This is a genomic window from Ruminococcus sp. AF31-8BH (genome assembly GCF_003460605.1).
Taxonomy (GTDB): domain Bacteria; phylum Bacillota; class Clostridia; order Lachnospirales; family Lachnospiraceae; genus Blautia_A; species Blautia_A acetigignens.
The window spans coordinates 38048-60868 of record NZ_QTVN01000012.1 but is presented as its reverse complement, the minus strand read 5'-3'; the positions used below and the strand labels follow the sequence as shown (position 1 = coordinate 60868).

21 protein-coding genes and 1 pseudogene are annotated in these 22821 nt (G+C 47.6%); 18 read left to right on the top strand and 4 right to left on the bottom strand.

Going from position 1 to position 22821, the window contains the following annotated elements:
• Window positions 1–190 precede the first annotated feature (190 nt).
• From DWZ38_RS15085 to DWZ38_RS15040, 9 genes are all read left to right on the top strand, one after another.
• Window positions 191–463 carry an ACT domain-containing protein gene (locus DWZ38_RS15085; protein WP_021925040.1) on the top strand — a complete coding sequence of 91 codons (273 nt, stop codon included), beginning with the start codon at window positions 191–193 and terminating at the stop codon, window positions 461–463.
• Between the two features lie 85 nt (window positions 464–548).
• Window positions 549–1913, top strand: a complete 1365-nt coding sequence (locus DWZ38_RS15080; protein ID WP_021925039.1) for a PFL family protein — start codon at window positions 549–551, stop codon at window positions 1911–1913.
• 549 nt (window positions 1914–2462) lie between these two features.
• The gene (locus DWZ38_RS15075) at window positions 2463–3269 is read left to right on the top strand and encodes a transporter substrate-binding domain-containing protein (protein ID WP_117853912.1); all 807 of its coding nucleotides are present in this window, start codon (window positions 2463–2465) and stop codon (window positions 3267–3269) included.
• Window positions 3266–3946 carry an amino acid ABC transporter permease gene (locus DWZ38_RS15070; RefSeq protein ID WP_021925037.1) on the top strand — a complete coding sequence of 227 codons (681 nt, stop codon included), beginning with the start codon at window positions 3266–3268 and terminating at the stop codon, window positions 3944–3946. The genes DWZ38_RS15075 and DWZ38_RS15070 overlap by 4 nt, the downstream gene beginning before the upstream one ends.
• A gap of 4 nt (window positions 3947–3950) precedes the next feature.
• Window positions 3951–4448 (top strand): hypothetical protein, encoded by a 498-nt coding sequence (locus tag DWZ38_RS15065; protein ID WP_021925036.1) that lies wholly within the window; start codon window positions 3951–3953, stop codon window positions 4446–4448.
• Between the two features lie 6 nt (window positions 4449–4454).
• Complete coding sequence (locus tag DWZ38_RS15060) at window positions 4455–5201, top strand: amino acid ABC transporter ATP-binding protein (protein WP_021925035.1); 747 nt, start codon at window positions 4455–4457, stop codon at window positions 5199–5201.
• Window positions 5202–5812: 611 nt separating this feature from the next.
• Window positions 5813–6838 carry an ABC transporter substrate-binding protein gene (locus tag DWZ38_RS15050; protein WP_117853910.1) on the top strand — a complete coding sequence of 342 codons (1026 nt, stop codon included), beginning with the start codon at window positions 5813–5815 and terminating at the stop codon, window positions 6836–6838.
• A 15-nt stretch (window positions 6839–6853) separates the two neighbouring features.
• Complete coding sequence (locus DWZ38_RS15045) at window positions 6854–7780, top strand: ABC transporter permease (protein WP_117853908.1); 927 nt, start codon at window positions 6854–6856, stop codon at window positions 7778–7780.
• Between the two features lie 3 nt (window positions 7781–7783).
• On the top strand, window positions 7784–8578 hold the full coding sequence (locus DWZ38_RS15040; RefSeq protein WP_021924266.1) for an ATP-binding cassette domain-containing protein: 795 nt from the start codon (window positions 7784–7786) through the stop codon (window positions 8576–8578).
• Between the two features lie 75 nt (window positions 8579–8653).
• Here the strand turns inward: DWZ38_RS15040 and DWZ38_RS15035 are convergent, their stop codons facing one another.
• Window positions 8654–9958, bottom strand: a complete 1305-nt coding sequence (locus tag DWZ38_RS15035; RefSeq protein ID WP_117853905.1) for a nucleotidyltransferase family protein — start codon at window positions 9956–9958, stop codon at window positions 8654–8656.
• Window positions 9959–10134: 176 nt separating this feature from the next.
• Between DWZ38_RS15035 and pta the strand changes: the two genes are divergently transcribed.
• The 7 genes from pta to DWZ38_RS15000 all read left to right on the top strand — a co-directional run bounded on the left by pta (window position 10135) and on the right by DWZ38_RS15000 (window position 18745).
• Complete coding sequence (gene pta / locus DWZ38_RS15030; protein WP_117853900.1) at window positions 10135–11139, top strand: phosphate acetyltransferase; 1005 nt, start codon at window positions 10135–10137, stop codon at window positions 11137–11139.
• An 85-nt stretch (window positions 11140–11224) separates the two neighbouring features.
• Window positions 11225–12415 carry an acetate kinase gene (locus DWZ38_RS15025; protein ID WP_117853896.1) on the top strand — a complete coding sequence of 397 codons (1191 nt, stop codon included), beginning with the start codon at window positions 11225–11227 and terminating at the stop codon, window positions 12413–12415.
• A gap of 286 nt (window positions 12416–12701) precedes the next feature.
• The gene (locus DWZ38_RS15020) at window positions 12702–13229 is read left to right on the top strand and encodes a DUF177 domain-containing protein (RefSeq protein ID WP_117853894.1); all 528 of its coding nucleotides are present in this window, start codon (window positions 12702–12704) and stop codon (window positions 13227–13229) included.
• Window positions 13230–13234: 5 nt separating this feature from the next.
• Window positions 13235–13417 (top strand): 50S ribosomal protein L32, encoded by a 183-nt coding sequence (gene rpmF / locus DWZ38_RS15015; protein WP_077610953.1) that lies wholly within the window; start codon window positions 13235–13237, stop codon window positions 13415–13417.
• 341 nt (window positions 13418–13758) lie between these two features.
• Complete coding sequence (locus DWZ38_RS15010; protein ID WP_117853891.1) at window positions 13759–14646, top strand: alpha/beta hydrolase; 888 nt, start codon at window positions 13759–13761, stop codon at window positions 14644–14646.
• Between the two features lie 105 nt (window positions 14647–14751).
• Window positions 14752–16839 (top strand): Ig-like domain-containing protein, encoded by a 2088-nt coding sequence (locus DWZ38_RS15005; RefSeq protein ID WP_178105353.1) that lies wholly within the window; start codon window positions 14752–14754, stop codon window positions 16837–16839.
• Complete coding sequence (locus tag DWZ38_RS15000) at window positions 16817–18745, top strand: GHKL domain-containing protein (protein ID WP_117853887.1); 1929 nt, start codon at window positions 16817–16819, stop codon at window positions 18743–18745. Before DWZ38_RS15005 ends, DWZ38_RS15000 begins: the two co-directional genes overlap by 23 nt.
• Here the strand turns inward: DWZ38_RS15000 and DWZ38_RS14995 are convergent.
• On the bottom strand, window positions 18740–19444 hold the full coding sequence (locus tag DWZ38_RS14995) for a LytTR family DNA-binding domain-containing protein (protein WP_021926701.1): 705 nt from the start codon (window positions 19442–19444) through the stop codon (window positions 18740–18742). The genes DWZ38_RS15000 and DWZ38_RS14995 overlap by 6 nt on opposite strands.
• 181 nt (window positions 19445–19625) lie before the next feature.
• Between DWZ38_RS14995 and DWZ38_RS14990 the strand changes: the two genes are divergently transcribed.
• Window positions 19626–20267, top strand: coding sequence for a hypothetical protein (locus tag DWZ38_RS14990; protein ID WP_021926702.1), 642 nt, complete (start codon window positions 19626–19628; stop codon window positions 20265–20267).
• A 279-nt stretch (window positions 20268–20546) separates the two neighbouring features.
• Here DWZ38_RS14990 and DWZ38_RS23625 read toward each other — a convergent pair whose 3' ends face one another.
• Entirely contained in the window at window positions 20547–20690 is a 144-nt protein-coding gene (locus DWZ38_RS23625; RefSeq protein WP_317259468.1) for a DUF6783 domain-containing protein, read from the bottom strand.
• Between DWZ38_RS23625 and DWZ38_RS23620 the strand changes: the two are divergent.
• Window positions 20628–20852: pseudogene (locus tag DWZ38_RS23620) on the top strand (DUF6783 domain-containing protein); the annotation flags it as partial. The gene DWZ38_RS23625 and the pseudogene DWZ38_RS23620 overlap by 63 nt on opposite strands.
• Here DWZ38_RS23620 and DWZ38_RS14980 read toward each other — a convergent pair.
• On the bottom strand, window positions 20774–22702 hold the full coding sequence (locus DWZ38_RS14980) for a glycoside hydrolase family 2 (RefSeq protein WP_021926703.1): 1929 nt from the start codon (window positions 22700–22702) through the stop codon (window positions 20774–20776). The pseudogene DWZ38_RS23620 and the gene DWZ38_RS14980 overlap by 79 nt on opposite strands.
• Window positions 22703–22821 lie beyond the last annotated feature (119 nt).

The following is a 22821-nucleotide window of genomic DNA, read 5'->3' as shown; positions in this document are numbered from 1 at the left end:
TGGCGGCGGTTTCGGAAAACATTCTGTCCGTTTTTGTATACAGGTCATGGGGGAGATCTTGGACTGTTCATCTGGAGCTTTTTTCAAATTTGCTTTAGAGTACAGCAATGAGTTTCCCTGAGACAGCCATAGCTGCTGCTTGCAGCAACAGTCAAATATGGGCCGCATGCCCAAACACAGGAGGAGTATCATGAAAAAAACAATCATCACAGTAGTAGGAAACGACACCGTTGGTATCATTGCAAAGGTATGTACCTATCTTGCCCAGAACCAGGTCAACATTCTGGACATTTCCCAGACGATTGTACAGGGATATTTTAACATGATGATGGTCGCAGACACCAGCGCTTCAGACAAGGAAATTGCAACTCTTTCCAAGGAACTGGCTGCTCTCGGGGATGAGATCGGCGTAGTGATCCACTGTCAGCACGAGGATATTTTCAACGTAATGCATAGAATCTGAAAGGAAAGTCCCGGACAGCTGACTTTCATTAAAAATGTCGTCAGAAGACGACAGTTTCATTATACTTGAAAGGAACACATACGCTATGATTAATATGTTTGAGGTAAACGAGACCAATAAAATGATCGAGCAGGAGAACCTGGATGTTCGTACCATCACCCTTGGAATCAGCCTGCTGGATTGCATTGACAGTGATCTTGATAAATTAAATGAAAAAATTTATAACAAAATTACCACTTATGCTAAGGATCTGGTAGCAACCGGAGAGAAGATTTCTGCCCAGTACGGAATTCCCATTGTAAATAAACGAATTTCCGTAACCCCGATTGGTCTGATAGGCGGAGCTGCCTGCAAGACCACAGAGGACTTTGTGACCATCGCCAAGACTCTTGACAAAGCTGCAAAACAGGTTGGAGTAAACTTTATCGGCGGATACACTGCTCTTGTAAGCAAAGGAATGACCCCCGCAGAAGAGCTTTTGATCCGTTCCATTCCCCAGGCACTTGCAAGCACTGAGCGGGTGTGCAGCTCTGTAAACGTTGGTTCCACAAAGACCGGAATCAACATGGACGCCGTGAAGCTGATGGGAGAAATCGTCCTTGAGACAGCAGAGGCTACCAAAGAGCAGGATTCCCTTGGCTGTGCCAAGCTGGTGGTATTTTGCAACGCGCCGGATGACAACCCGTTTATGGCAGGTGCTTTCCACGGTGTTACAGAGGCAGACAGTATTATCAATGTCGGCGTCAGCGGACCTGGCGTTGTAAAAACCGCTCTTGAGAAAGTAAGAGGAGAGGATTTCGAGACTCTCTGCGAGATGATCAAACGTACCGCATTTAAGGTTACCCGTGTGGGACAGCTGGTTGCCCGTGAGGCATCCAAGATGCTTGGCGTTCCATTTGGTATTGTGGATCTTTCCCTTGCGCCAACTCCTGCAATCGGCGACAGTGTGGCTGAGATTCTGGAGGAGATCGGCCTTGAGAGAGCCGGCGCACCGGGAACCACTGCAGCCCTTGCCCTTCTGAACGACCAGGTGAAAAAAGGCGGTGTCATGGCATCCACAGCAGTGGGCGGATTAAGCGGCGCGTTTATTCCAGTCAGTGAGGATCAGGGAATGATCGACGCTGTGACAGCAGGCGCCCTTACCATTGAGAAGCTGGAAGCCATGACCTGCGTATGCTCCGTTGGACTGGATATGATCGCAGTTCCGGGAGACACCAAGGCATCCACTATTTCCGGTATTATCGCAGATGAGGCAGCCATTGGAATGGTGAACCAGAAGACCACAGCAGTCCGTCTGATCCCGGTAATCGGAAAAGGAGTGGGAGAGACGGTTGAATTTGGCGGCCTTCTTGGATATGCCCCGATCATGCCGGTCAATAATTTCTCCTGCGAAGCTTTTGTAGCAAGAGGCGGACGCATCCCGGCTCCGATCCATAGTTTTAAGAATTAAGCTTACGCAGCAAACGCTGCTTCTTGTGCAACGCACAGGAAAGTTCGGATTTTTATCGGTCATACGATATAAAAACAAGTATCATAATTTTCATTTTAAAAACAAAGTGCAGCCCGGATATGCTTCGTGCATACCGGAACTGCACTTTGTTGTTTTTGGGGGTAAAATCTCCCGCAAATTGTGACGCACATCTTGCAGAAAGCCTTTTTCAAACACGCTCTAGCCGAAATCCTCTATGAACACACTTCCGCTATAAATATATCCTATAACCAGCTATTAAAATTCTATAGTAGACAATCTGGTTGTCCTATGTTATCATCTTAATCACATTAAACCTATTGAAAAAATAGGAAATATAAAACAGGGGGAAATGGAAATGAAAATGAGAATGACCACTGCAGCTTTAAGACTTGTTACTATATTGCATCATCCAAACATTCGGCAGAAAATGTTGTGAATCTTTCAGCTTTGGGAAATCCGTGAATGATTCCATTGCAGCAAATCACAACGAACAGACAATATTTTATAAATTGAACGAGGAGAATTATTATGAAAACGAAAACATTACATAGACTTTTTACAGCTGTTTTAACAGGAACTCTTCTTTTTGGCGGCACACAGCTTGTATTTGCAAATGAACTGGAGGATATTCAGAATGCAGGTGTGATCAAAGTAGGTGTGGAGGGAACTTATCAGCCATATACATACCACGATGAAGATGGAAATCTCACTGGCTTTGATGTGGATGTAGCAAAGGCAATTGCAGAGAAGCTGGGAGTAGAGGTGGACTTTACCGAAGCTGACTGGGATTCTCTTCTTGCAGGAATTGACAGCGGCCGTATTGATACTGTAATCAATGCTGTAAGTGTTACAGACGAACGAAAAGAAAAATATGATTTCGCAGGCCCCTATTTTTATATCGAGCAGCAGGTTGTGATCAAAAAGGGCAACGATGAGATTAAATCCTGGGATGACCTGAAGGGAAAAAAGGTTGCTACCAATATTACCTCCACTACCGCTGACATTTACAAAGCCGCCGGTGCCGAAGTAGTTGCAATTTCCACCTCGGATGAGGCTGCATCTTTGGTTCTCTCAGGCAGAGCTGATTTTTGCAGCTTTAACGCAAATGTGTTCAGCAGTTATCTGAAAGAACACCCGGATGCAGAGCTGGAAGCCGCTTTTTCCGTCCCAGACTCTGTTGATGAATATGCAGTTCCTGTGAAAAAAGGGGAAACAGAACTTCTGGATGCCATCCAGACAGCGATTGACGAATTAAAAGCGGACGGTACTTTATCCAAGCTTTCAGAAAATTATTTTGACGCCGATTTCACTGAGGCACCGGACAGCGAATCATGAGTGAAAGATTAGCACAGATTCTGATTTCTTCTTTTACCAGAATCCTTATCCCCGGAATTAAAGTTACCATTCCCCTTACCTTAATTTCTTTTGTACTTGGCTGTACCATTGCACTGTTTCTGGCAGTGGTACAGACTGCAAATATCAAAGGACTGAAGCAATTTTCCAGATTCTACATTTGGGTATTCAGAGGAACGCCGCTGATTGTACAGCTGTTTATCATTTTCTTCGGTCTGCCCTCTGTGGGAATTGTGCTGGATGCTTTTCCGTCTGCTGTGATTGCTTTTGCACTGAACCTTGGCGCATACAATGCCGAAATTTTCCGTTCTGCCATCCAGGCTGTACCCCAGGGACAGACAGAAGCCGCGTACATGATAGGTTTGAATTATCCACAGACCATGTTACGTGTTGTAATGCCCCAGGCATTTCGGATTGCATTCCCGCCATTATTCAATTCCCTGATCGGATTAACCAAGGATACCTCCCTTGCTTCCAGCATTACAGTAGTGGAACTTTTTACCACCGCACAGCAGATCGCGGCCAGAACCTATGAACCATTTGCCCTGTACTGCGAAGCAGCAGTCATCTATCTAATGATCTGCACGGTTTTAACCTGGATCCAAAACTATTTTGAGAAAAAACTGGTCTGGAATACACCTGCGCCAGTGAAAGGATGATAATATGTCTTATATTTCAAAAATAAATCCGGAAACCGCCGGAGAAAAAGAAAAGAAAGTAATCGAGGAGCACCTTGCACAGGGCTATAAGCTTACCAACGAGAAGCTTACCCTGCTTCACAATGCAGAGGCGTTCAATGCCATTGAGGCCAGTTCTTATGCTCTGGACCGGGAGCTTCAGAGACTGATCGGCAAGCGGGCAGGCGACTTTTTCGAGTATGCCATCTCGGAGGAAAACGACTGCCTGGTATGCAGCACGTATTTCAGAAAGCTTCTGAAAGAGAACGGAATCGATTTCGATACCTTTGAATTTACGGACAAAGAAAATCTCCTGATTTCATTCGGACGCGCCCTTGCCAGAGACCCGAAAAATGTTCCGGAGGAAATTTATGCCCAGTTAAAAGAGCAGTTCACAGAGGAAGAAATTGTAGTGATCACCGCAATGGGCGTGATGATGATCGCCAATAACTATTTTAATGATATTCTGAAAGTAGAAGCGTGAAAACCTATGCTGGAAGTAAAAAATATTCATAAAAAATTTGGTTCAAATGAGGTCCTGAAAGGTGTGGACTTTAAAGTGGAGAAGGGTTCTGTGATCGCAGTTCTGGGAAACAGCGGCTCAGGAAAAACCACCCTTTTGCGCTGTATCAGTTTCCTTGAGCAGGCAGATCAGGGAGAGATTACCTTTGATGACTTCCAGAAGGACATTACCGCAGTTACCAGGAAGGAAATTAAAGAATTGCGGATGAAAATGGGCTTTGTTTTCCAGGGCTATAATCTTTTTCGCAACAAAACAGCCCTTCAGAATGTGCTGGAAGGCCTTACAGCAGCCCGAAAAATCTCTGTCAAAGCAGCCCAAAAAAGAGCTATGGAAATGCTGGGAAAAGTAGGCATGGAGAATCGTGCCAATTTCTACCCGGATCAGCTCTCCGGCGGTCAGCAGCAGCGCGTGGCCATTGCAAGAGCCATTGCCTATAACCCGGAAGTGGTGCTGTTTGATGAGCCCACATCTGCCCTGGATCCAAGACTCACCGGAGAAGTTCTGGATGTTATGCGGAAACTGGCAGACGAGGGAACCACCATGGTAGTAGTTACTCACGAAATGGAATTTGCCCGGAAAGTGGCGAACTGGGTGGTGTATATGGAAGATGGCGTAATTGTAGAAGAAGCTCCTTCCAAAGAATTTTTCGCCTGCCCGAAGAACCCGAAGACCATGGCATTTCTACACATGACAGATTCAGACTATTCCATTTAAAGGAAGTTAGGGGCAAAAAGCATTTTGACCCTAACTTGATATCCACGAATTGCTCCGCTGCAAAGCAGCTGTTACTGTTCACTCCGTGCCCAGTAACACGCTTCGCGATGCACAGAAATCATGCTTTGCATGATTTCGCGCCGCAATTCTCGATATCTTTAAAATTGCACTTGACATTCTTACAGTACTGTGCTAAAGTATAAACCAGTTAAACCGATGAGAAAGAGTAGTAAACCAGATGTGACATTTGGTCATTGTGAATGGAATGAGTGATGACCTGACAGAGAGCGGAGGATGGTGTGATCTTCGTATGAAGCGGCTGGCGGAATGGACTTTCGAGGGCGGCCCGAAATTTTGAACCAAGAGTAGGCACCGACGGGAACCGAACCCGTTACCAATCAGGAGTGTATGTTTGTACATGAGAAAGTGGACGATTTGTCAATTTGAGTGGCACCGCGATAATAAGAACTTATTACCGTCTCAAAGAACAACGAAAGCGTTGTTCTTGAGGCGGATTTTTATTTATCCCACTCATTCTTTCTCGCAGACAAGATGCGGGGAATCGGCTCAGTAATTCCCCAGCCAATTTTAAGAGAGAGAGGAAAACAACTATGAAAAAAAGAATGATCGCAATCGCAGCAGCAACAATGGCAACTATGATGATGGCAACACCTGTTCTTGCAGATGACTATAAGATCGGTATCTGCAACTACGTAGATGATGCATCCCTGAACCAGATCGTAGACAACTTAGAGAGCCGTCTTGCAGAAATTGGGGAAGAAAAGGGTGTAAACTTCGAGATCTCCTATGACAACTGCAACGCGGATGCCAACGTAATGGAGCAGATCATCTCTGATTTCCAGGCTGACGGCGTAGATCTGATGGTAGGCGTTGCAACTCCGGTAGCTATGCGTATGCAGGCAAGCACAGAAGGAACCGACACTCCGGTTGTATTTTCCGCAGTATCTGACCCGGTTGGAGCAGGACTGGTAGAGTCTCTTGACGCACCTGGTGCAAACCTTACCGGAACAAGCGATTATCTGGATACCGCTTCCATTATGAAGCTGATCGAAGCAGTAAATCCAGACACCAAAAAGATCGGACTTTTATATGATATCGGACAGGATTCCTCCACAGCAGCCATCGAAGCAGCAAAGGCTTACATGGATGAGAACGGAATCGAGTATGTAGAGCGTACCGGAACCACCACAGATGAGGTACAGCTTGCAGCAGATGCGCTTGTTGCAGACGGTGTAGATGCCGTATTTACCCCAACGGACAACACCATCATGACAGCAGAACTTTCCATCTATGAGAAATTCATTGATGCAGGAATCCCGCACTACACAGGAGCTGATTCCTTCGCATTAAACGGAGCTTTCGCAGGATACGGCGTTGACTATGCAAACCTTGGCGCAAAAACAGCTGATATGATCGCTGACATTCTTTTAAACGGTGCAGACCCGGCTACCACTCCTGTAGAGACCTTTGACAACGGTACTGCAACTGTAAATACAGAAACCTGCGAGGCACTTGGCCTTGATTTTGAGACTGTCAAAGCAGCTATGGAACCTCTTTGCACACAGGTAAATGAGATCACCACAGCAGAGAGCTTTGATGAACTGGAAGAAAACTAACCGGAGGAAAAAACTGTGACACTGGCTACTGCACTCTCCTTAGGAGAAACTGCCCTGAAACTGGGACTGATCTGTTCCCTGACTGTCCTTGCATTATTTTTAAGTTATTCCATGCTGAATGTCTGCGACCTTTCTACAGACGGCTGCTTTACCTTAGGCGCCGCTGTAGGAGCCGCCGTGGCAGTCAGCGGACATCCTTTTTTATCCATTATAGCGGCAATGCTTGCTGGAATCTGCTCCGGTTTTGTAACCGGATTCTTTCAGACGAAGATGGGCGTGGACAGTCTGCTTGCGGGAATTATTGTGAATACAGGACTGTATTCCATTAACATTGCGGTGATGGGAGGCTCTTCCCTGATCAATATGAACCGTACAGACACGGTATTTTCCATGATGAAGGATGTTCTGGCAGATACTCCATTGAAAGGAAGAGCAGACATTCTTGTTGCGCTGATCGCAGTAGCAGCAGTGATCGCGTTCCTGGTAGTTTTCCTGAAGACACGGCTTGGTCTTGCAATCCGTGCCACTGGAAACAACGCGGATATGGTGAAGTCGTCCTCCATCAATCCCGTATTTACAACAATCGTGGGACTTTGTATCGCCAACTCCTTTACCGCACTGTCCGGATGCCTGCTTTCCCAGTCACAGAAATCTGTGGATATCAACATCGGTCAGGGAATGGTTACCATCGCACTGGCTTCCCTTCTCATCGGCGGTACCATCCTGGGAAAAGGCGGGATCTTTGTAAGAGCGGTGGGAATGGTTCTTGGTTCCTTTATTTTCCGTCTGGTGTATACCGTTGCACTGAGATTTAACATGCCGGCATTTATGCTGAAGCTGGTATCCTCTGTGATCGTCATTCTGGCTATTTCCGGTCCGTACCTGAAACGGCAGTGGCCGCAGCTGAAACGAAGAATGACACACAAGAAGGGAGGATTTTAAGCCATGCTGAAGCTTTCACATATTTCCAAAACCTTTAATCCGGGTACCGTGAATGAGAAGGTGGCAATCCAGGATCTGTCCCTTCATCTTGAAAAAGGTGATTTTGCAACCATCATCGGTTCCAACGGAGCCGGCAAGTCTACCATGTTTAATGCCATCTGCGGGGATTTTCTCACAGATTCCGGTTCTATCGTGCTGGATGGACAGGACATTACGTTTATGCCCCAGCATGTCAGAGCCAAGAACATTGGGCGCCTTTACCAGGATCCTATGAGAGGAACAGCGCCGGGCATGACCATTGAAGAGAATCTTGCCCTTGCGGCAGGAAAAGGCGGCTGGCTTTCCCGTATTTCCAAAAGTGATAAGGAACGGTTCCGTGAGCAGCTGGCGCTTCTGGATATCGGACTGGAGAACCGCATGAACCATCCGGTGGGACTGCTTTCCGGAGGCCAGAGACAGGCACTTACCCTTCTGATGGCAACTATGAATCCGCCCAAGCTTCTGCTTCTGGATGAGCATACAGCAGCACTTGACCCGGGCACAGCCGAGAAGGTGCTGAACCTGACCAAAAGGATTGTGGAGGAACATCATCTGACCTGTCTGATGATCACCCACAACATGCAGTCTGCCTTAGAGCTTGGCAACCGCATTCTGATGATGGATTCCGGAAATATTGTTCTGGATATCAAGGGAGAAGAGAAGAAAGGACTTACGGTAGAGGGACTTCTTGATAAGTTTAAGGTTGGCGTCGGAAAGAAACTGGACAATGACCGGATTCTTCTTTCTAATGAGAAATAAAGATATAAGATACAAACATCCTGACTGCAGGGAATTTTGAAGCAGCCAGGATGTTTTTTGTATGGATAGAAGTTTTTATAAAATTATAATTTGCTGTTTGTATTCATGCACGTAAGAAGTGCCGTTTTTTTGTGCCAGCATGCTCTCGTAGAGGTTGGAGGCGAAGGTGGTTTCGTCCAATAATGGAAGAGCGGAGGAAGACTGAGAGAGCCTTATACGAACAGGTTCGCGATCCGCCAGAGCAGGCTCATCACTGGCAGCTGCAAGGATCTCCTTCGCATTGGCAAGTTTCGTAAGCAAAGGGATGTGCCCACGCTTTTTGATTTCTCCAAGAAGGGCCGAACTGCTTTTTCGAAAGCCCAGAACCCGGGCGTAGGGAATCTGCTCCGGGGCCTTCTGAATATGAAGAAGCATGTGAAGAAGCGCCCTCTGGATCCTGGTGCGGGTGATATCCCTGGTTTTCAGAAGGTCTGCAAACTGGGAAAAGGTCTCGTACTGATCCTGGCAGGCGAGAATTCTTCTGGCAAGAGAGTGGGACATGTCCAGGTATGTGCACAGGCTCGTTTCATTTTCCTGAAGGAGGCAGTAACGGTACAGGCTGTCCAGGTCATTTTCCAGAAGAAAGGCATTCTTACAAATGGCATCGTAAAACAATTCCTGGCAGGATGCAGGAAGAAAATTACGGGCGAGATCTGCAAGTGAAGCAGTATTGGAAGCTGCCGACTGGATCACCGCATTTCGGATGGCAGAAGCCGATGGGAAGCTGTCTGTGAACAAGGAATTTTCATGATAATCATTTCCTTCACGCTTTATAGCAGTCGGCACAATGGAGCTGTTTTCCCGCAGGATGGCCTTGCAGTATTCAATCCCCAGAATATTGTTGGGAGAGGAAAGCACCTGCTGGTATTTTTCAGACTCATTTCCCGGCAAAACTTCCCCAAGGGCCAAGCTCCTGGCTTTGGGAAACGTCATTCCTTCTTTCAGATTCCGTCGAAGAGCACTTTTGAATTCTTCTGGCTCTTCCACAAGAATCCCGGCCAGCTTCATAAGAATCTCCGTGTCCCCGCATTCGCTTCCAAAACAGAGGGTGTCCACCACCCCAAGTCCATCAAGAAGCTGCACGCCGCTCCTTGCAAAAAGCTCCGCGCTGGCTGTGGCACAGGAAACAGGAAGCTCCAGCACCAGGTCTGCTCCGGCACGTAAGGCCATCTCGGCCCGCACATATTTGGAAAGAAGGGCTGGCGTACCCCTCTGCACAAAATCTCCGCTCATAGCAATGACCACATAGTCTGCGCTAAGCGTACCCTTCACATGATCAATCTGATATTTATGCCCTGTGTGAAAAGGGTTGTATTCCGCAATGATTCCAGCTGTTTTCATGAAATTGCACCTCAAAAAATACGTTGTTCTGCCATATTCTAACATTGAAAAGCTTGAAATACAAGGCCGGGTGGCGTATAATGGGAGTAAGTTACCAGAGGGCTGATTCCTACTCGAAAGGTTTTGGGAGGATCACCCGGAGGACTACTGTAACGAATGAAAGGAGCCATTTAATCATGGGATTTATTGATGTAATCAAAGAAAGAGCAAAATCCAGCATTAAGACAATCGTACTGCCAGAGACAGAGGACATGAGAACTCTTGAAGCAGCAGACAAAATTTTAAAAGAAGGAATTGCTAAGCTTGTACTTGTAGGTAATGAGGAAGCAGTTAAGAAGAGCGCAGCTGAAGGCGGCTTCGACATTTCCGGTGCACAGATCGTAGATCCTGCAACATCTGAGAAGACTCAGGGATATATTGACAAATTAGTAGAATTAAGACAGAAAAAAGGCATGACACCAGAGCAGGCTAAGGAGATCCTTCTGAACCAGTATCTGTACTACGGTGTTATGATGGTTAAGATGGGCGATGCAGACGGTATGGTATCTGGAGCATGCCATTCCACAGCTGATACTTTAAGACCTTGCCTTCAGATCCTGAAGACCAAACCGGGTACCAAGCTTGTTTCCGCATTCTTCCTGATCATCGTTCCAGACTGCGAGTACGGCGCTAACGGTGCATTCGTATTTGGTGATTCCGGTCTGAACCAGAACCCGAATCCGGAAGAACTTGCAGCAATCGCAGCTTCTTCCGCAGAGTCCTTCAAGCTTCTTGTACAGGAAGAGCCTGTAGTAGCTATGCTTTCCCATTCTACTAAGGGAAGTGCTAAGCACGCAGATGTTGATAAAGTTGTTGAGGCTACCAAGATTGCCAAAGAGCAGAACCCAGACCTTGCACTTGACGGAGAGTTCCAGCTTGATGCAGCTATCGTTCCAAGCGTAGGCGCATCCAAAGCTCCGGGAAGCCCGGTTGCAGGTAAGGCCAATGTTCTGATCTTCCCAGACCTTGATGCAGGAAACATCGGATACAAACTGGCTCAGCGTCTTGCTAAGGCAGAAGCTTACGGACCTATCACACAGGGTATCGCAAAACCTGTAAACGACCTGTCCCGCGGATGCTCCGCTGACGATATCGTTGGTGTTGTTGCAATCACATCCGTACAGTGCCAGGCTCAGGACTAATTAAATATTCATACATAAGGTGTCGGGGAAGGGAGTTCGCTTTCCCCGTTATCTTACATAATCATGTAAACAGGAGAGTAGAAAAATGAATGTATTGGTAATTAACTGCGGTAGTTCTTCTTTAAAATACCAGTTGATCGATTCTGAGACAGAAGCAGTTCTTGCAAAAGGTCTTTGCGAGAGAATCGGTATCGACGGAAGACTGGTATACCAGAAGGCCGGAAACGACAAAGAGATCACAGAGGCTTCCATGCCGACTCATAAAGAAGCAATCCAGATGGTTCTGGAAGCTCTTACAAATGACAAGACAGGCGCAATCAAGAGCCTTGATGAGGTTAACGCAATCGGTCACCGTATCGTACACGGCGGTGAGAAATTCGCTTCCTCCGCTATCATCACAGATGAGATGATCAAGACTGTAGAAGAGTGCAACGACCTTGCTCCTCTTCACAACCCTGCAAACCTGATCGGTATCCGCGTATGTGCTGAGCTTATGCCGAATGTACCGCAGGTTGGTGTATTCGATACCGCTTTCCATCAGACAATGCCTGCAAAAGCATATCTGTACGGACTTCCGATCGAGTACTACAAGAACTACAAAGTAAGAAGATACGGCTTCCACGGAACCTCCCACAGCTTCGTATCCAAACGTGCTGTTGAGTTCCTTAGCCTTGACAAAGACAACTCCAAGGTTATCGTTTGCCACCTTGGAAACGGTTCTTCCATCAGTGCAGTACAGAACGGCAAATGCGTAGATACCACAATGGGTCTTACTCCTCTTGAAGGTGTTGTAATGGGAACACGTTCCGGAAGCATTGATCCGGCTATCGTTGAGTACATTGCAAAGAAAGAGAACCTTGACCTTGCAGGTGTTATGAACGTTCTCAATAAGAAATCCGGTCTTCAGGGAATGTCCGGCGTTTCCAGCGATATGCGTGACCTTCGTGCAGCAGCTGCAGAAGGAAACGAGGACGCTAAAAACGCAATCGAAGTTCTCTGCTACGGCATTGCAAAATACGTTGGCGGCTATGTAGCAGCTATGAACGGTGTTGACGCAATCGTATTTACCGCTGGTATCGGTGAGAACGTTGGCATGATCCGTGAGAAAGTTTGCTCCTATCTTGGATACCTTGGTGTTACAATCGACGCTAAGGCGAACGAGGCTATGGGCGAGGAAGTTGTAATTTCCGGTGCTGATTCCAAGGTTAAGGTTGCAGTGATCCCGACTAACGAGGAGCTTGCAATCTGCCGTGATACAGTGGCACTTGTAAAATAATTCCAGTGCACAGATCACTGCTGCGGTGCTGAAGCAACAGGCTTCTGATAACCGCAGAAATCCTTTTCGGAACATTAGGATCCTGCCGGGGCAATAGATCTCCGGCAGGATTTTGTGTGAAAGAGAGAAATTCACTGCCTTTTATTTTGTCGGCTGCAATGGATTTTCCCGGGTTCTGCTTAAATTTTACAATTTTTTTGAAAATTTATGGCAGATACGGAAAAATTCGAGTTGACAAACAATGACAGGGTATGTATAATTGATTGAGTGTGAATAGGAGACGATTATGCAGATACATTTATCAGACATTTCATCCAGTGAAGGGAAGAGCGTACACTACAGTGCAGCTTTTGAGATGGAGGACATCACCTTCCAGCAGGGAACTTTTCCAGTTCTGGAGAAGAAGCCTGTAGAGCTTACCATTACCAATACCGGAGACAGAGTTCTGGAGCTTGAGGGAAGCGGTCTTGTGACTGTTGGAATCCCGTGTGACAGATGCCTGGATCAGGTAGCGACTGAGATTCCTTTTGAGTTTAAGAGGAAGCTTGACATGAAGCTGACTGATGAAGAACGTGTGAATGATCTGGATGAGAGCAGCTATCTCACCGGCTATGACCTGGATGTGGACCGTTTGGTCTATCTTGAGGTACTGATGAGCTGGCCTTTGAAGGTCTTATGCAAAGAGGACTGCAAAGGGATATGTAGCAGATGCGGGAAGAACCTGAACAATGGTCCCTGCGGATGTACCGAGGAGCCCAAGGATCCCCGTATGGCAGCTATCAGTGATATATTCAGTAAATTTAAGGAGGTGTAACCGAAATGTCCATCTGCCCAAAGAATAAATCTTCCAAAGCAAGACGCGATAAGAGAAGAGCAAACTGGAAAATGAGCGCTCCAAACCTTGTAAAATGCAGCAAATGCGGCGCACTTATGATGCCACACAGAGTTTGCAAGGCTTGCGGAAGCTATAACAAAAAAGAAATCGTTAAAGTTGAAGACTAATAACGAACCATGAAAGGACATCTGAGCTGATCGGGTGTTCTTTTTTTATGCAAAAAAACAGAAGAATTCTTGTTTTTTACGCAGGTTTTTTATATAATATTACAAGGAGATTAGAGCTAAAATGTATTTTGCCCCCCTGACTTTGATATCTACGAATTGCTCCGCTGCTTTGCAGCTCCCGCAATTCCAGGACATTCGGAATCCGGAGATTTACTACGTAAATCGCTACTTCCTCATGTCCTGCAGGCCCTAAGTTCAAAAGCTTTATCGTGCAAGTACGAACAGCTTTTTGACCTTTTGACCTTGATATCTCAAAATATTACAACCTTGGAGGAACTATCATGTCTGAATTAAGTGATAAGATCAGATCAGAGTTTAAGAAATCAGATGACGAGCGCGATGCGCTTATGAATACCCCGGAGGACGTAGACCGCTGGGATAATATTGTATATGGACACGACGACAGGGAAATGCAGAAGCTGGATGTGTACAGACCGAAGCAGGCCCAGGGAGAGGACCTTCCGGTCATCATCAGCGTACATGGCGGCGGCTGGATGTACGGCGACAAGGAGAGATACCAGTACTACTGCATGAGCCTTGCACAGCGCGGCTTCGCAGTAATAAACTTTACATACCGCCTCGCCCCGGAGAACAAGTTCCCGGCAATGTTAGAAGACCTGAATTTGGTGTGCAAATGGGTGATGAAGCGTGCAGGACGCTTCCACTTTGACACAGAGCGTATTTTTGCAGTGGGAGATTCCGCTGGTGCCCACATTCTGGGCCTTTACGCAGGTATCTGCACCAACCCGGCATACGCTGCCAAATATGATTTCACAGTGCCGGAAGGCTTTGCCCTCACAGCCATTGCCCTGAACTGCGGCGTTTACCAGGTTTCTGGGGAGAACGTAGAAGACCTGACCATGCAGATCATGAAAGAGCTTCTTCCACAGGGCGGCACCGAAGAAGAACTGGCACAGATCAGCGTTCTTGACACCATTACAGACGTTTATCCACCTGTATTTTGCATGACAGCAGTTGCGGATTTCCAGAAAGGACAGGCCCCTGCTCTGGTACAGAAGCTGATGGAGAACAATGTGCCATTTGTTTATCGTGTATTTGGAGACAAGGTCAACAAGCTTGGCCATGTTTTCCACTGTGACATCAAGACAATTGACGCTGCACAGTGCAATGACGCAGAATGCGACTTCTTCCGGGAATTCTGCTTCTGATTTTGTGCTGCTTTTCACGGAAACCTGCGGTTCGCCACAGGTTTCTTGTTTTATTTGGAGGAATCCTATATGCTAAAACCAGAACAAATTCAAATGAGGAAATACATGAAAAGAAAAATGACTTTCTGGATTTTTGCCCTTTGTTTCCTGCTGATGCTGTGTCCTCTGACAGGCGCGCAGAAGGTGTGGGCCGGGAACAGCGTGATCACAGATTTTTCCAGAATTTTTTATATACCTGCAGGAGCTGTGTTAAGAGGGGGAAGCCTGGAGAAGCTAAAAGAGACCTATGACTCTATGAGCTGCATGGCCTACACAGAAGACGGCCAGGAGCTGGAACTAAATGTAATCTGGGATTACTCCAAAGTGAATGTGCAGAAGGTGGGGGCATACCAGATCACAGGAACCCTGAAGCTTCCGGAAGGCTATACCAGCAGTATAACTGTTCCCAGCTGGACTGTGGGAATCTCTGTTCAGAATTTTGAGGAGCTGGAGATCCAGGTGTATTCCAGAATGATTTCCGCGGGACTCTATTATTTTCCCTGGATCACAGATCAGGACCCGGATGCTATGGAAATCTGGATGCAGCCGGAAGGCGAGGACTGGATCAACATCAGCGAGGAAGGGTATGGAATGTGTGATACAGACGGTATGTACCTTTCCTGCCAGAGCATGGTGAAAGGAAATACCTACACCCTGACTGTGGTTTATCCCAATGGGAAAACAAGGAATCTGAAGTACCGCTATGCATCAGATGGAACTCTGGATATCATCAGCTACCAGCCCTGGCTTTTGGGAAGCAGCGGCGTGAAGGACACCACCATCCGTTCCTGTGAACCCATAGAAGAGGGAAGCCTGGAGCGTTTGGGGGCCTATGCCCTTCGCAAAGGCCAGAGTACCTATGGACTGAAAAAACAGCTGGAAAAGAGCTTGCATATCCTTGGCAGCACCCAGACGGAATACGAGGACAGCGCGTCCCACCCTTCGGTTGTAATGCCTTCTGTGTGGGATTTTGGCGGGGTAAATACCAATGTTCCAGGTGTTTACAAGGTAACAGGAAGCTTCCAGGCACCAGAGGGATATACGCTGGATCCGGATGCCAAGCTTCCGACAGCATCTGTCTATGTTGCCGTCCAGCGCCCGGATCAGCCGCAGGTGCAGACCTGTGCCATGGCTGGTTCTTCCCACCTGTTTTTCCCCATGATTCTGGATGCCTTTACAGACGATCAGCTAAAGGATTTTCAGCCGGAGTTAAAGTGCAAGGATCAGAAGATCAGCCTGAATCAGGACAGCTGGTACATGACCCGGGAAGGCCTGTATCTGAAAAAGACTAACCTGCAGCTAAACCATGATTACAGCCTGCAGGTAGCATATCCCGGCGGAAGCACTGGTACCTACACCTTCCATTTTGATGAAAATTTCATTACAAATGACCACTGGTATGAGAGAAATTACGCGGACCGTGACGGCAAGGACCTTCCGGACATTGACACAGGCAAAGAGACGGTCACCGATGTGTCCACCGTGATCGTGGGAAACCGTCTGGCCGCCCTTATGAGCGCACAGGTAGAGAAGATTCCTTTTGAAAGCGGAGGCGTGCTGGTTCGTGTCCCTACGAAAGTGGTGAAGGACTGGGAAGTAGGACCGGAGGATGAGGTGAAGGTGGATATTTCCAGGGAAGATGGGGAATTATCCGTAAGCATTTCCAAAAACGGCGAGGAGATCACAGATATTCCAGGTGCTACCGTGGAGATTCCAAAGAGCTCTGGGTCTGGCACCAGAACTGTGCTGACAGATGAAGAGGGAAATTCCTACACGGGAATGGTCAATGAGACCCAGAATGTAGCTGTGATCCCTGTGGATAAAACCGGGGAATATTCCATCAAAGAAGAGCAGTCCCAGGATGCTTCCGAAAACGGGGAAGAAACCGAGAAAGCATTGGATGAAGAGACAGATACAGAGGAAGAAACTGCCGATGATTCTTATGAGACAGCTGAAATCGCAGGAGAAGATGTGGAAGCTGCCCAGAAAACAACCGGGGACAGCAGTCAGGATGATTTGAGAAAACAGCATATAAAAACAACCGCCTTGGTTGCGGGAATTGTAGTTTTGTTAATATTGTTATTGCTTTTGCCTATGAGAAAAAACAGAAGGCTCCGAAAGGGGGACCGGGGTGAAGGAGAAGAGGACAGGTAAGAAAGACAGAAAGCTGCTGTGGGGAACCATCATCATAAGTATGATCCTTTCCCTTATGGTTTTTTATGTATTGTATAACGCGAACAACAAATACATGACAAGAGAAGAAAAGGCCATACACGGAATTCTCTACGCAGACGGTTCCTACGACAGCCTTCCGGTCTACTATCTTTCCAGGGAATGGGAATACTATCCGGATGTGCTGCTTACCCCAGGGGATGACCTGGAAAAGTACTATTTCCGGTATCTTTCCATCGGGGAATACGGCGGAATGGAGTTAGATGACAGAAATGGAAATCCCTATGGAAGCGGAACCTACCGGCTTCGGATCATGCTTCCCTCAGAAGAGCATACTTATGGCCTGTATCTGCCGGAGATATTTTCTGCATATAATCTGTATGTGGACGGCAAGCTGATCGAGCAGGTGGGCAATCCGGACCCGGATCACTATGAAGAGCGGATCCAGCACAGAATGTTTACCTTCAAAGGGCATACCTCTGTAGAGATCATGATCGCAGTGACGGATAAAGATTCCGCGTCTCCGGGAATCCAGTATGTTCCAGCCTTTGGCAATCCTCTGAAGGTCAATACCGTAAGGGGAATCCCGGTATTTCTCAATTCCTCTGTTTTTACCCTGGTTCTCCTGGTGCTGATCTTCTCCGTATGGGCGTTTTTCAGAACCAGAAGCCGGGCAAATGCACTGTTTGCAGGAGTGTGCGTCTGTGTCCTTGGATACACCTGCTATCCCCTTTTGCATACCTATCTGGCTTTGCGGGTACAGCCCTGGTTCAGTCTGGAAATGCTGTTTTATTATCTCACATTTCCGGCCATGCTGCTTCTGGAGCATGAGATCACAGGCAGGAAATACAAATGGGTGTGGTGGCTGGTTGGCTTTACTGCTGCGGCTGGCATTGGTGCCACAGTTGCCGGGATTTTTGCAGGAGGAATGGAAACGGCAGCATTGTTCTACGGGGTGTCGGCTGTTACAGAGGTTTTGAAATGGTTTACTGCCATATGCCTGGTGGTGATTGCCTTTTTTTACACGGAAGGAACCCGCGGGCTTCCGCTGCTTGCAGGGACAGTGCTCTATGCCTCTTCTCTGGCAGCAGACCGGATCTGGCCCTTATATGATCCCATCATCGGCGGATGGTTCCCGGAATGGGGCGGTACCATTCTGGCTGGCGTGTTTGGGGTAATTTTGTGGCGGGAGCTTACAGACGGCTACCGGATGCGGCTGATCTACGAGGAGCAGTCCAGACAGATGGAGCTGCGCCTGATGATGCAAAAGGAGCACTACGAGAAATTGACTGGTGCGTTGGAGGAAGCAAGCCGGACAAGGCACGATATGCGCCAGTACATCCGTACCGCTTCCATGCTGCTGGAAGAGGAGCATTATGAACAGCTTCGGGAGTATTTCCATCAGTTTGCAAAGGAGAGCAGTGAGAAAATGCAGGCGCCTATGTGCTACTGCAAAAACATGTCCGTGGATGCCATCCTGCACTATTATGCAGGCCAGCTGGAAGATGCAGGAGTAAGCTTTCACCATTCAATTGAAGTTCCCCAAAAGATGAAGATTACAGACCTTGATATCTGCAGGATTTTCGGAAATCTTCTGGAAAATGCGGTGCGAGCGGTGAAAGCGGATAAAGAAACAGAGGAGCCCTATGTAAACTGCATCTGCAGGGTTCGCATGGGAAAGCTTCTCATTGATATTGAAAACAGCTATTCAGGGGAAGTACGAAGAAATGGGGATGTTTTTTATTCCACAAGCCACAGCGGCCAGGGAATCGGGACAGCCTCCGTCAGCAAAACGGCTGAGAAATACGGAGGCTATGCAGATTTCGAAGCATCAGAGGGCGTTTTTCGGGCCAATGTATTTATCCCTCTGGAAAACAGCGGATCATGAGAACAGATAGTTCAGGTATTCTTTCTTGATGGCGTTGGCACCGCGCTTGCGGATCTGCACCACCTCCTGGTTGTCCAGAAGAAAGCTGTCCTCAAGGGTCTTGTGGATGCGGTCCATGTTCACAAGACAGCCCCGGTAGCAGGAAAGAAAGCAGGGAAGATCCTGGATCAGCTCCTCAAATTTCTGAAAGGTAAGATAAGTGCGCAGAACCCCGGCATCCGTGTGAAGCTGGACGGCATTGTGGAAGGTATCTGCATATAATATGGTTTTTACAGGAACACGCACAGGCGTACGGTCACAGATCACTTCGATGTACCGCACGTCCTGTGCGTTTTTGATCTGGATGGTGTCAAGCACCTTCATAAGCTTGGCGGTGTCAAGGGGTTTCAGAAGGTAGTATGCCGCCTGCACGTCATAGCTGGCCACTGCGAAAGCGTCGCTGCTGGTGACAAAGATTAAGGAGCAGGAGTCGCCTGCCTCACGGATGCGCACTGCCACGTCCATGCCGTTATCCTGGTCCATGTAGATATCAAGGAAAATCAGGTCATATTTGCCGGGAGTGTAGGCCTTCCAGAAGGCAGCAGGGGAAGAAAAGCTTTGGATCTGCACCATGATCTGCCGGTCTTCATAATAGTTCTGTGCAGCCCTGCCAAGGGTGTCAAGGTCCTGCTGTACGTCATCGATAATTGCAATGTTCAATGTTATGTATCCTCCATATGAAAAGAAATGCGCTTTCGGATTCCAAATATCACCGAAAGTGTCATCTCGTCCCATGTGTATTGTTTTTTGGAAAAAAATCAGATATAGTGGTCTCAAGGTGGTGAGGTACTTAGAGACCTACATATCATACCACAAAATTCAAAAAAGTGAGGTAGAAAATATGAAAAACTGGAAAAAAGTTATGGCGATGTTATGTACTGCAGCAATGATCACAGGATTCAGCGCACCTGTATGGGCAGAAGCTGATGCAGCAGAAGAGACAGAGGCAGCTGAAGCAACTGAAATCACTGAGCTGACCATCGATATGCTGGAGGAAGCAGCATACGAAGGAACCTGGTTGACCTTTGAACCAGGCTTCGACCTCTATGTACCAAGTAACTGGAATGTTCTGGAAGTTTCCGAGGAAGACCAGGCGGACGGGGTTATGTTCCAGGCACTGGATCCGGAGTCTGAGGATGGCGTCAATCTGGCAGTAACAGCAACAGAGGTAGGAACAGAGTATGATCTGGATTCCATGGCTCAGGAGCTTGATGAGGCAGGCTATATTGATGTTGAGAAGGTTTCCATCAACGGAATCTTTGCAGTGTCCTTTGAGACAGAGTCTACTTATGGAATCGGATTCCTGGATGACACAGGAATCATGTACAACGTTCAGATCGGACCGAAGAGCGAGGAGCTTCAGCCGACCGCAGAGACTCTGTTCATCTCCCTGATCAAGAGCGAAGAGAATACCTACAAGGATGATGCACAGGCAGCAGATGAGACAGCTGACGAAGCAGCAGACGAGGAAGCTGCAAACTAAGAAAAAAGAAGGCATAGCAGAGTAAAGTAAAATGCAATGCCGCGGCTTTGAGTGATACGAGAGGGAACCATGTATAAGCTGCAAATGACCGTGAAATAAGAAAAAAGGGCTGTTATAAAATAGCCTGAAAAAGAAGGACCTGTGGATTATAAAAAGGAATCCAGGGTCTTTCTTTTGTGATGATATGAAAGTCGGCTACCTGGCGCCTATGGGCGCTCCCACAGCGGATGACTGCATTTGTAATCCAGGCTATTGCCCAGACCATATCCAAGAATTCGCTCATGCAAGCCTAGAGCGTGTTTGAAAAATCATTCCCGCAATCTGCACGCCCCACTTTGCGGTATATTTTGCCCGAATTCGGTTGCCGTAGCCCGCTACGGCGCCCTCATCCGGACAAAATCTCCCACAAATTGTGACGCACATCTTGCAGAAAGCCTTTTTCAAACACGCTCTAGAGCGTGTTTGAAAAATCATTCCTGGATGTCGTCTGGGACTTTCATAGTAAATTACTTCAGCGCTTTCTTAATCCGTGCATTCCACTTCTGTACAATCAGCGGATTCATTTTTACTTTCTTACGGTCATAGGTAATCAGTCCGTTTACTTCCTCCTCAATATCAGAGAGCTGCGTATAAATAGCAGCGGAGTAACCCTTTTTCACAGAGGGAACAATGGTATCCTCCATCAAGCGGGCGAATCCGCTGGTAAGCCCGTCGGAGGTGGCGAATTTCTTATAGCCATAGGTATTTTTGCAGGCGCTGTGTTCCGGGATACGAAGGGAATAACCTCCAAATTCCGAGAGTGCCAGTACACGCTTAGACCTGGGAATCGGAAGACCCAGGAAATAATAGTGGAGGCTGTTAATGTCACCGCAGCCCTGGTCAAACCAGCCGCTGGCGGAATCCACCAGACGGGAAGAATCCAGCTTGTGAATCATGTCTGTGACCTGTTTCGTAGAAAACTGTCCCCACCCCTCATTAAATGGAATCCATGTAACAATGGAAGGATGATTGTACAGCGCCCGGATCATGCCCCGGATATCATCCACATATTCCTGCCGTCCGTCCTCATCTGTGCGGGAGAGAAGCTTCGCATGAATGTCCTTCACTGGAATGCGCATCCAGTTCAGTAAGGTAGCAAGGTAGGTGACAAACCAGTGATGGTAGGAGGAACCGCCGTTTGGCATGTCCTGCCAGACCAGCATGCCCATGCGGTCGCAGTGGAAATACCAGCGGTCTGCCTCAATCTTGCCGTGCTTGCGCAGCATGTTAAAGCCAAGATCCTTCATGGCACGGATGTCATAGATCAATGCCTCATCGCTGGGGGCTGTGTAAAGTCCGTCCGGCCAGTAGCCCTGGTCCAGAACCCCGCTCTGGAAATAAGGCTCATGATTCAAGAAAAAGCGGGGATATCTGTCCTCTGCCATCTGAACGTCGCATTTCCTAAGGGCAAAATAGGTAAGAACCCGGTCTTCCCCATATTCAATGGAAACGGGATACAGCCAGGGCTTCTCCGGGGACCAGTGTTTCTGGTATTTGGCAGGAACAGGAATGGAAATTTCTTTCCCCGGTTTCAGGAAGGCTTCGGTGATGGGCTGCTGGCAAAGCTCATCCGTCACGCCGTCCGCATCCAGATAGACCGGCGGATAAATCCGGCAGAGAGCGGAAGCGTGGACCGATCCTTTAGCGTCTTCGCAGGAGTCAGAAGAAGTCTTATCACTATCTGGCTGTACATCATAAGAGGCATTGCCTGTGCCGTAACGATTGTCCGGGCATTCTGTGCGCATCCGGATCTTCACATGCCCATTGTCAAAATCCGGGGTGATCCGCAGATCTCTTATGTAATCCTCTGGCACAATCTCCATCCACACAGTCTGCCAGATTCCGCTCTGTGCGGTATAGAACATGCCGCCTCTTTCCAGCTGCTGTTTGCCTCTTGCGTGGTAGGAGGTGTCGCTGAAGTCGCGGACGCTGATCAGAATGGAAATAACCAGGTTCTCCCCTACAAAATCCGTAATATCCGCGGAGAATGGAAGGTAGCCGCCCTTGTGGTAGGTGACGAACTTACCGTTAATATAAACGCTGCAGATCTGGTCTACCGCTCCGAAATGAAGAAGGAGCCGCTGACACGTTGGATCAAAGCTGCCCTCTGGAAGCTGAATCACCCGGGAATACCACAGGGTTTCATCGGGAAGCAGCTGTCTGTTTACCTGGGACAAAGGTGCTTCCGGGGAAAAGGGAACCAGGATCTGTCCGTCAAATGGAAAATATTCGTTTTCATAAAACTGCCAGGGCAGGATGCGGCTGTCCGTGATCAGATAATCCCACATTCCGTTCAGGTTGATCCAGCGCCCGCGTACCATGCCGGGACGTGGATATTCCTTTAATGTCTGTCCGTCTGCCGCCTGGCTGGTCCAGACTGTATCCAGATTTTTCAAAAATAAGTCCTCCTTCAAGTTTACTGATAATATTTTATACTATCTTTCATTATACACGAATTGCGCGCTTTTGCAATTGAAAAAGAGGGTATATTATGTTAGGATAGAAAGGATTGATG

What these genes read in the sequence shown, in the direction of transcription:
- DWZ38_RS14990 (WP_021926702.1), top strand. Translation starts at nt 19,626, where the DNA reads ATGAAAAACTGGAAAAAAGTTATGGCGATGTTATGTACTGCAGCAATG.
- DWZ38_RS15005 (WP_178105353.1), top strand. Translation starts at nt 14,752, where the DNA reads ATGAAAAGAAAAATGACTTTCTGGATTTTTGCCCTTTGTTTCCTGCTG.
- DWZ38_RS15065 (WP_021925036.1), top strand. Translation starts at nt 3,951, where the DNA reads ATGTCTTATATTTCAAAAATAAATCCGGAAACCGCCGGAGAAAAAGAA.
- DWZ38_RS15050 (WP_117853910.1), top strand. Translation starts at nt 5,813, where the DNA reads ATGAAAAAAAGAATGATCGCAATCGCAGCAGCAACAATGGCAACTATG.
- DWZ38_RS15020 (WP_117853894.1), top strand. Translation starts at nt 12,702, where the DNA reads ATGCAGATACATTTATCAGACATTTCATCCAGTGAAGGGAAGAGCGTA.
- DWZ38_RS15035 (WP_117853905.1), bottom strand. Translation starts at nt 9,958, where the DNA reads ATGAAAACAGCTGGAATCATTGCGGAATACAACCCTTTTCACACAGGG.
- DWZ38_RS15085 (WP_021925040.1), top strand. Translation starts at nt 191, where the DNA reads ATGAAAAAAACAATCATCACAGTAGTAGGAAACGACACCGTTGGTATC.
- DWZ38_RS15080 (WP_021925039.1), top strand. Translation starts at nt 549, where the DNA reads ATGATTAATATGTTTGAGGTAAACGAGACCAATAAAATGATCGAGCAG.
- DWZ38_RS15070 (WP_021925037.1), top strand. Translation starts at nt 3,266, where the DNA reads ATGAGTGAAAGATTAGCACAGATTCTGATTTCTTCTTTTACCAGAATC.
- DWZ38_RS23625 (WP_317259468.1), bottom strand. Translation starts at nt 20,690, where the DNA reads ATGTGCGTCACAATTTGTGGGAGATTTTGTCCGGATGAGGGCGCCGTA.
- DWZ38_RS15010 (WP_117853891.1), top strand. Translation starts at nt 13,759, where the DNA reads ATGTCTGAATTAAGTGATAAGATCAGATCAGAGTTTAAGAAATCAGAT.
- rpmF (WP_077610953.1), top strand. Translation starts at nt 13,235, where the DNA reads ATGTCCATCTGCCCAAAGAATAAATCTTCCAAAGCAAGACGCGATAAG.
- pta (WP_117853900.1), top strand. Translation starts at nt 10,135, where the DNA reads ATGGGATTTATTGATGTAATCAAAGAAAGAGCAAAATCCAGCATTAAG.
- DWZ38_RS15025 (WP_117853896.1), top strand. Translation starts at nt 11,225, where the DNA reads ATGAATGTATTGGTAATTAACTGCGGTAGTTCTTCTTTAAAATACCAG.
- DWZ38_RS15075 (WP_117853912.1), top strand. Translation starts at nt 2,463, where the DNA reads ATGAAAACGAAAACATTACATAGACTTTTTACAGCTGTTTTAACAGGA.
- DWZ38_RS15060 (WP_021925035.1), top strand. Translation starts at nt 4,455, where the DNA reads ATGCTGGAAGTAAAAAATATTCATAAAAAATTTGGTTCAAATGAGGTC.
- DWZ38_RS15040 (WP_021924266.1), top strand. Translation starts at nt 7,784, where the DNA reads ATGCTGAAGCTTTCACATATTTCCAAAACCTTTAATCCGGGTACCGTG.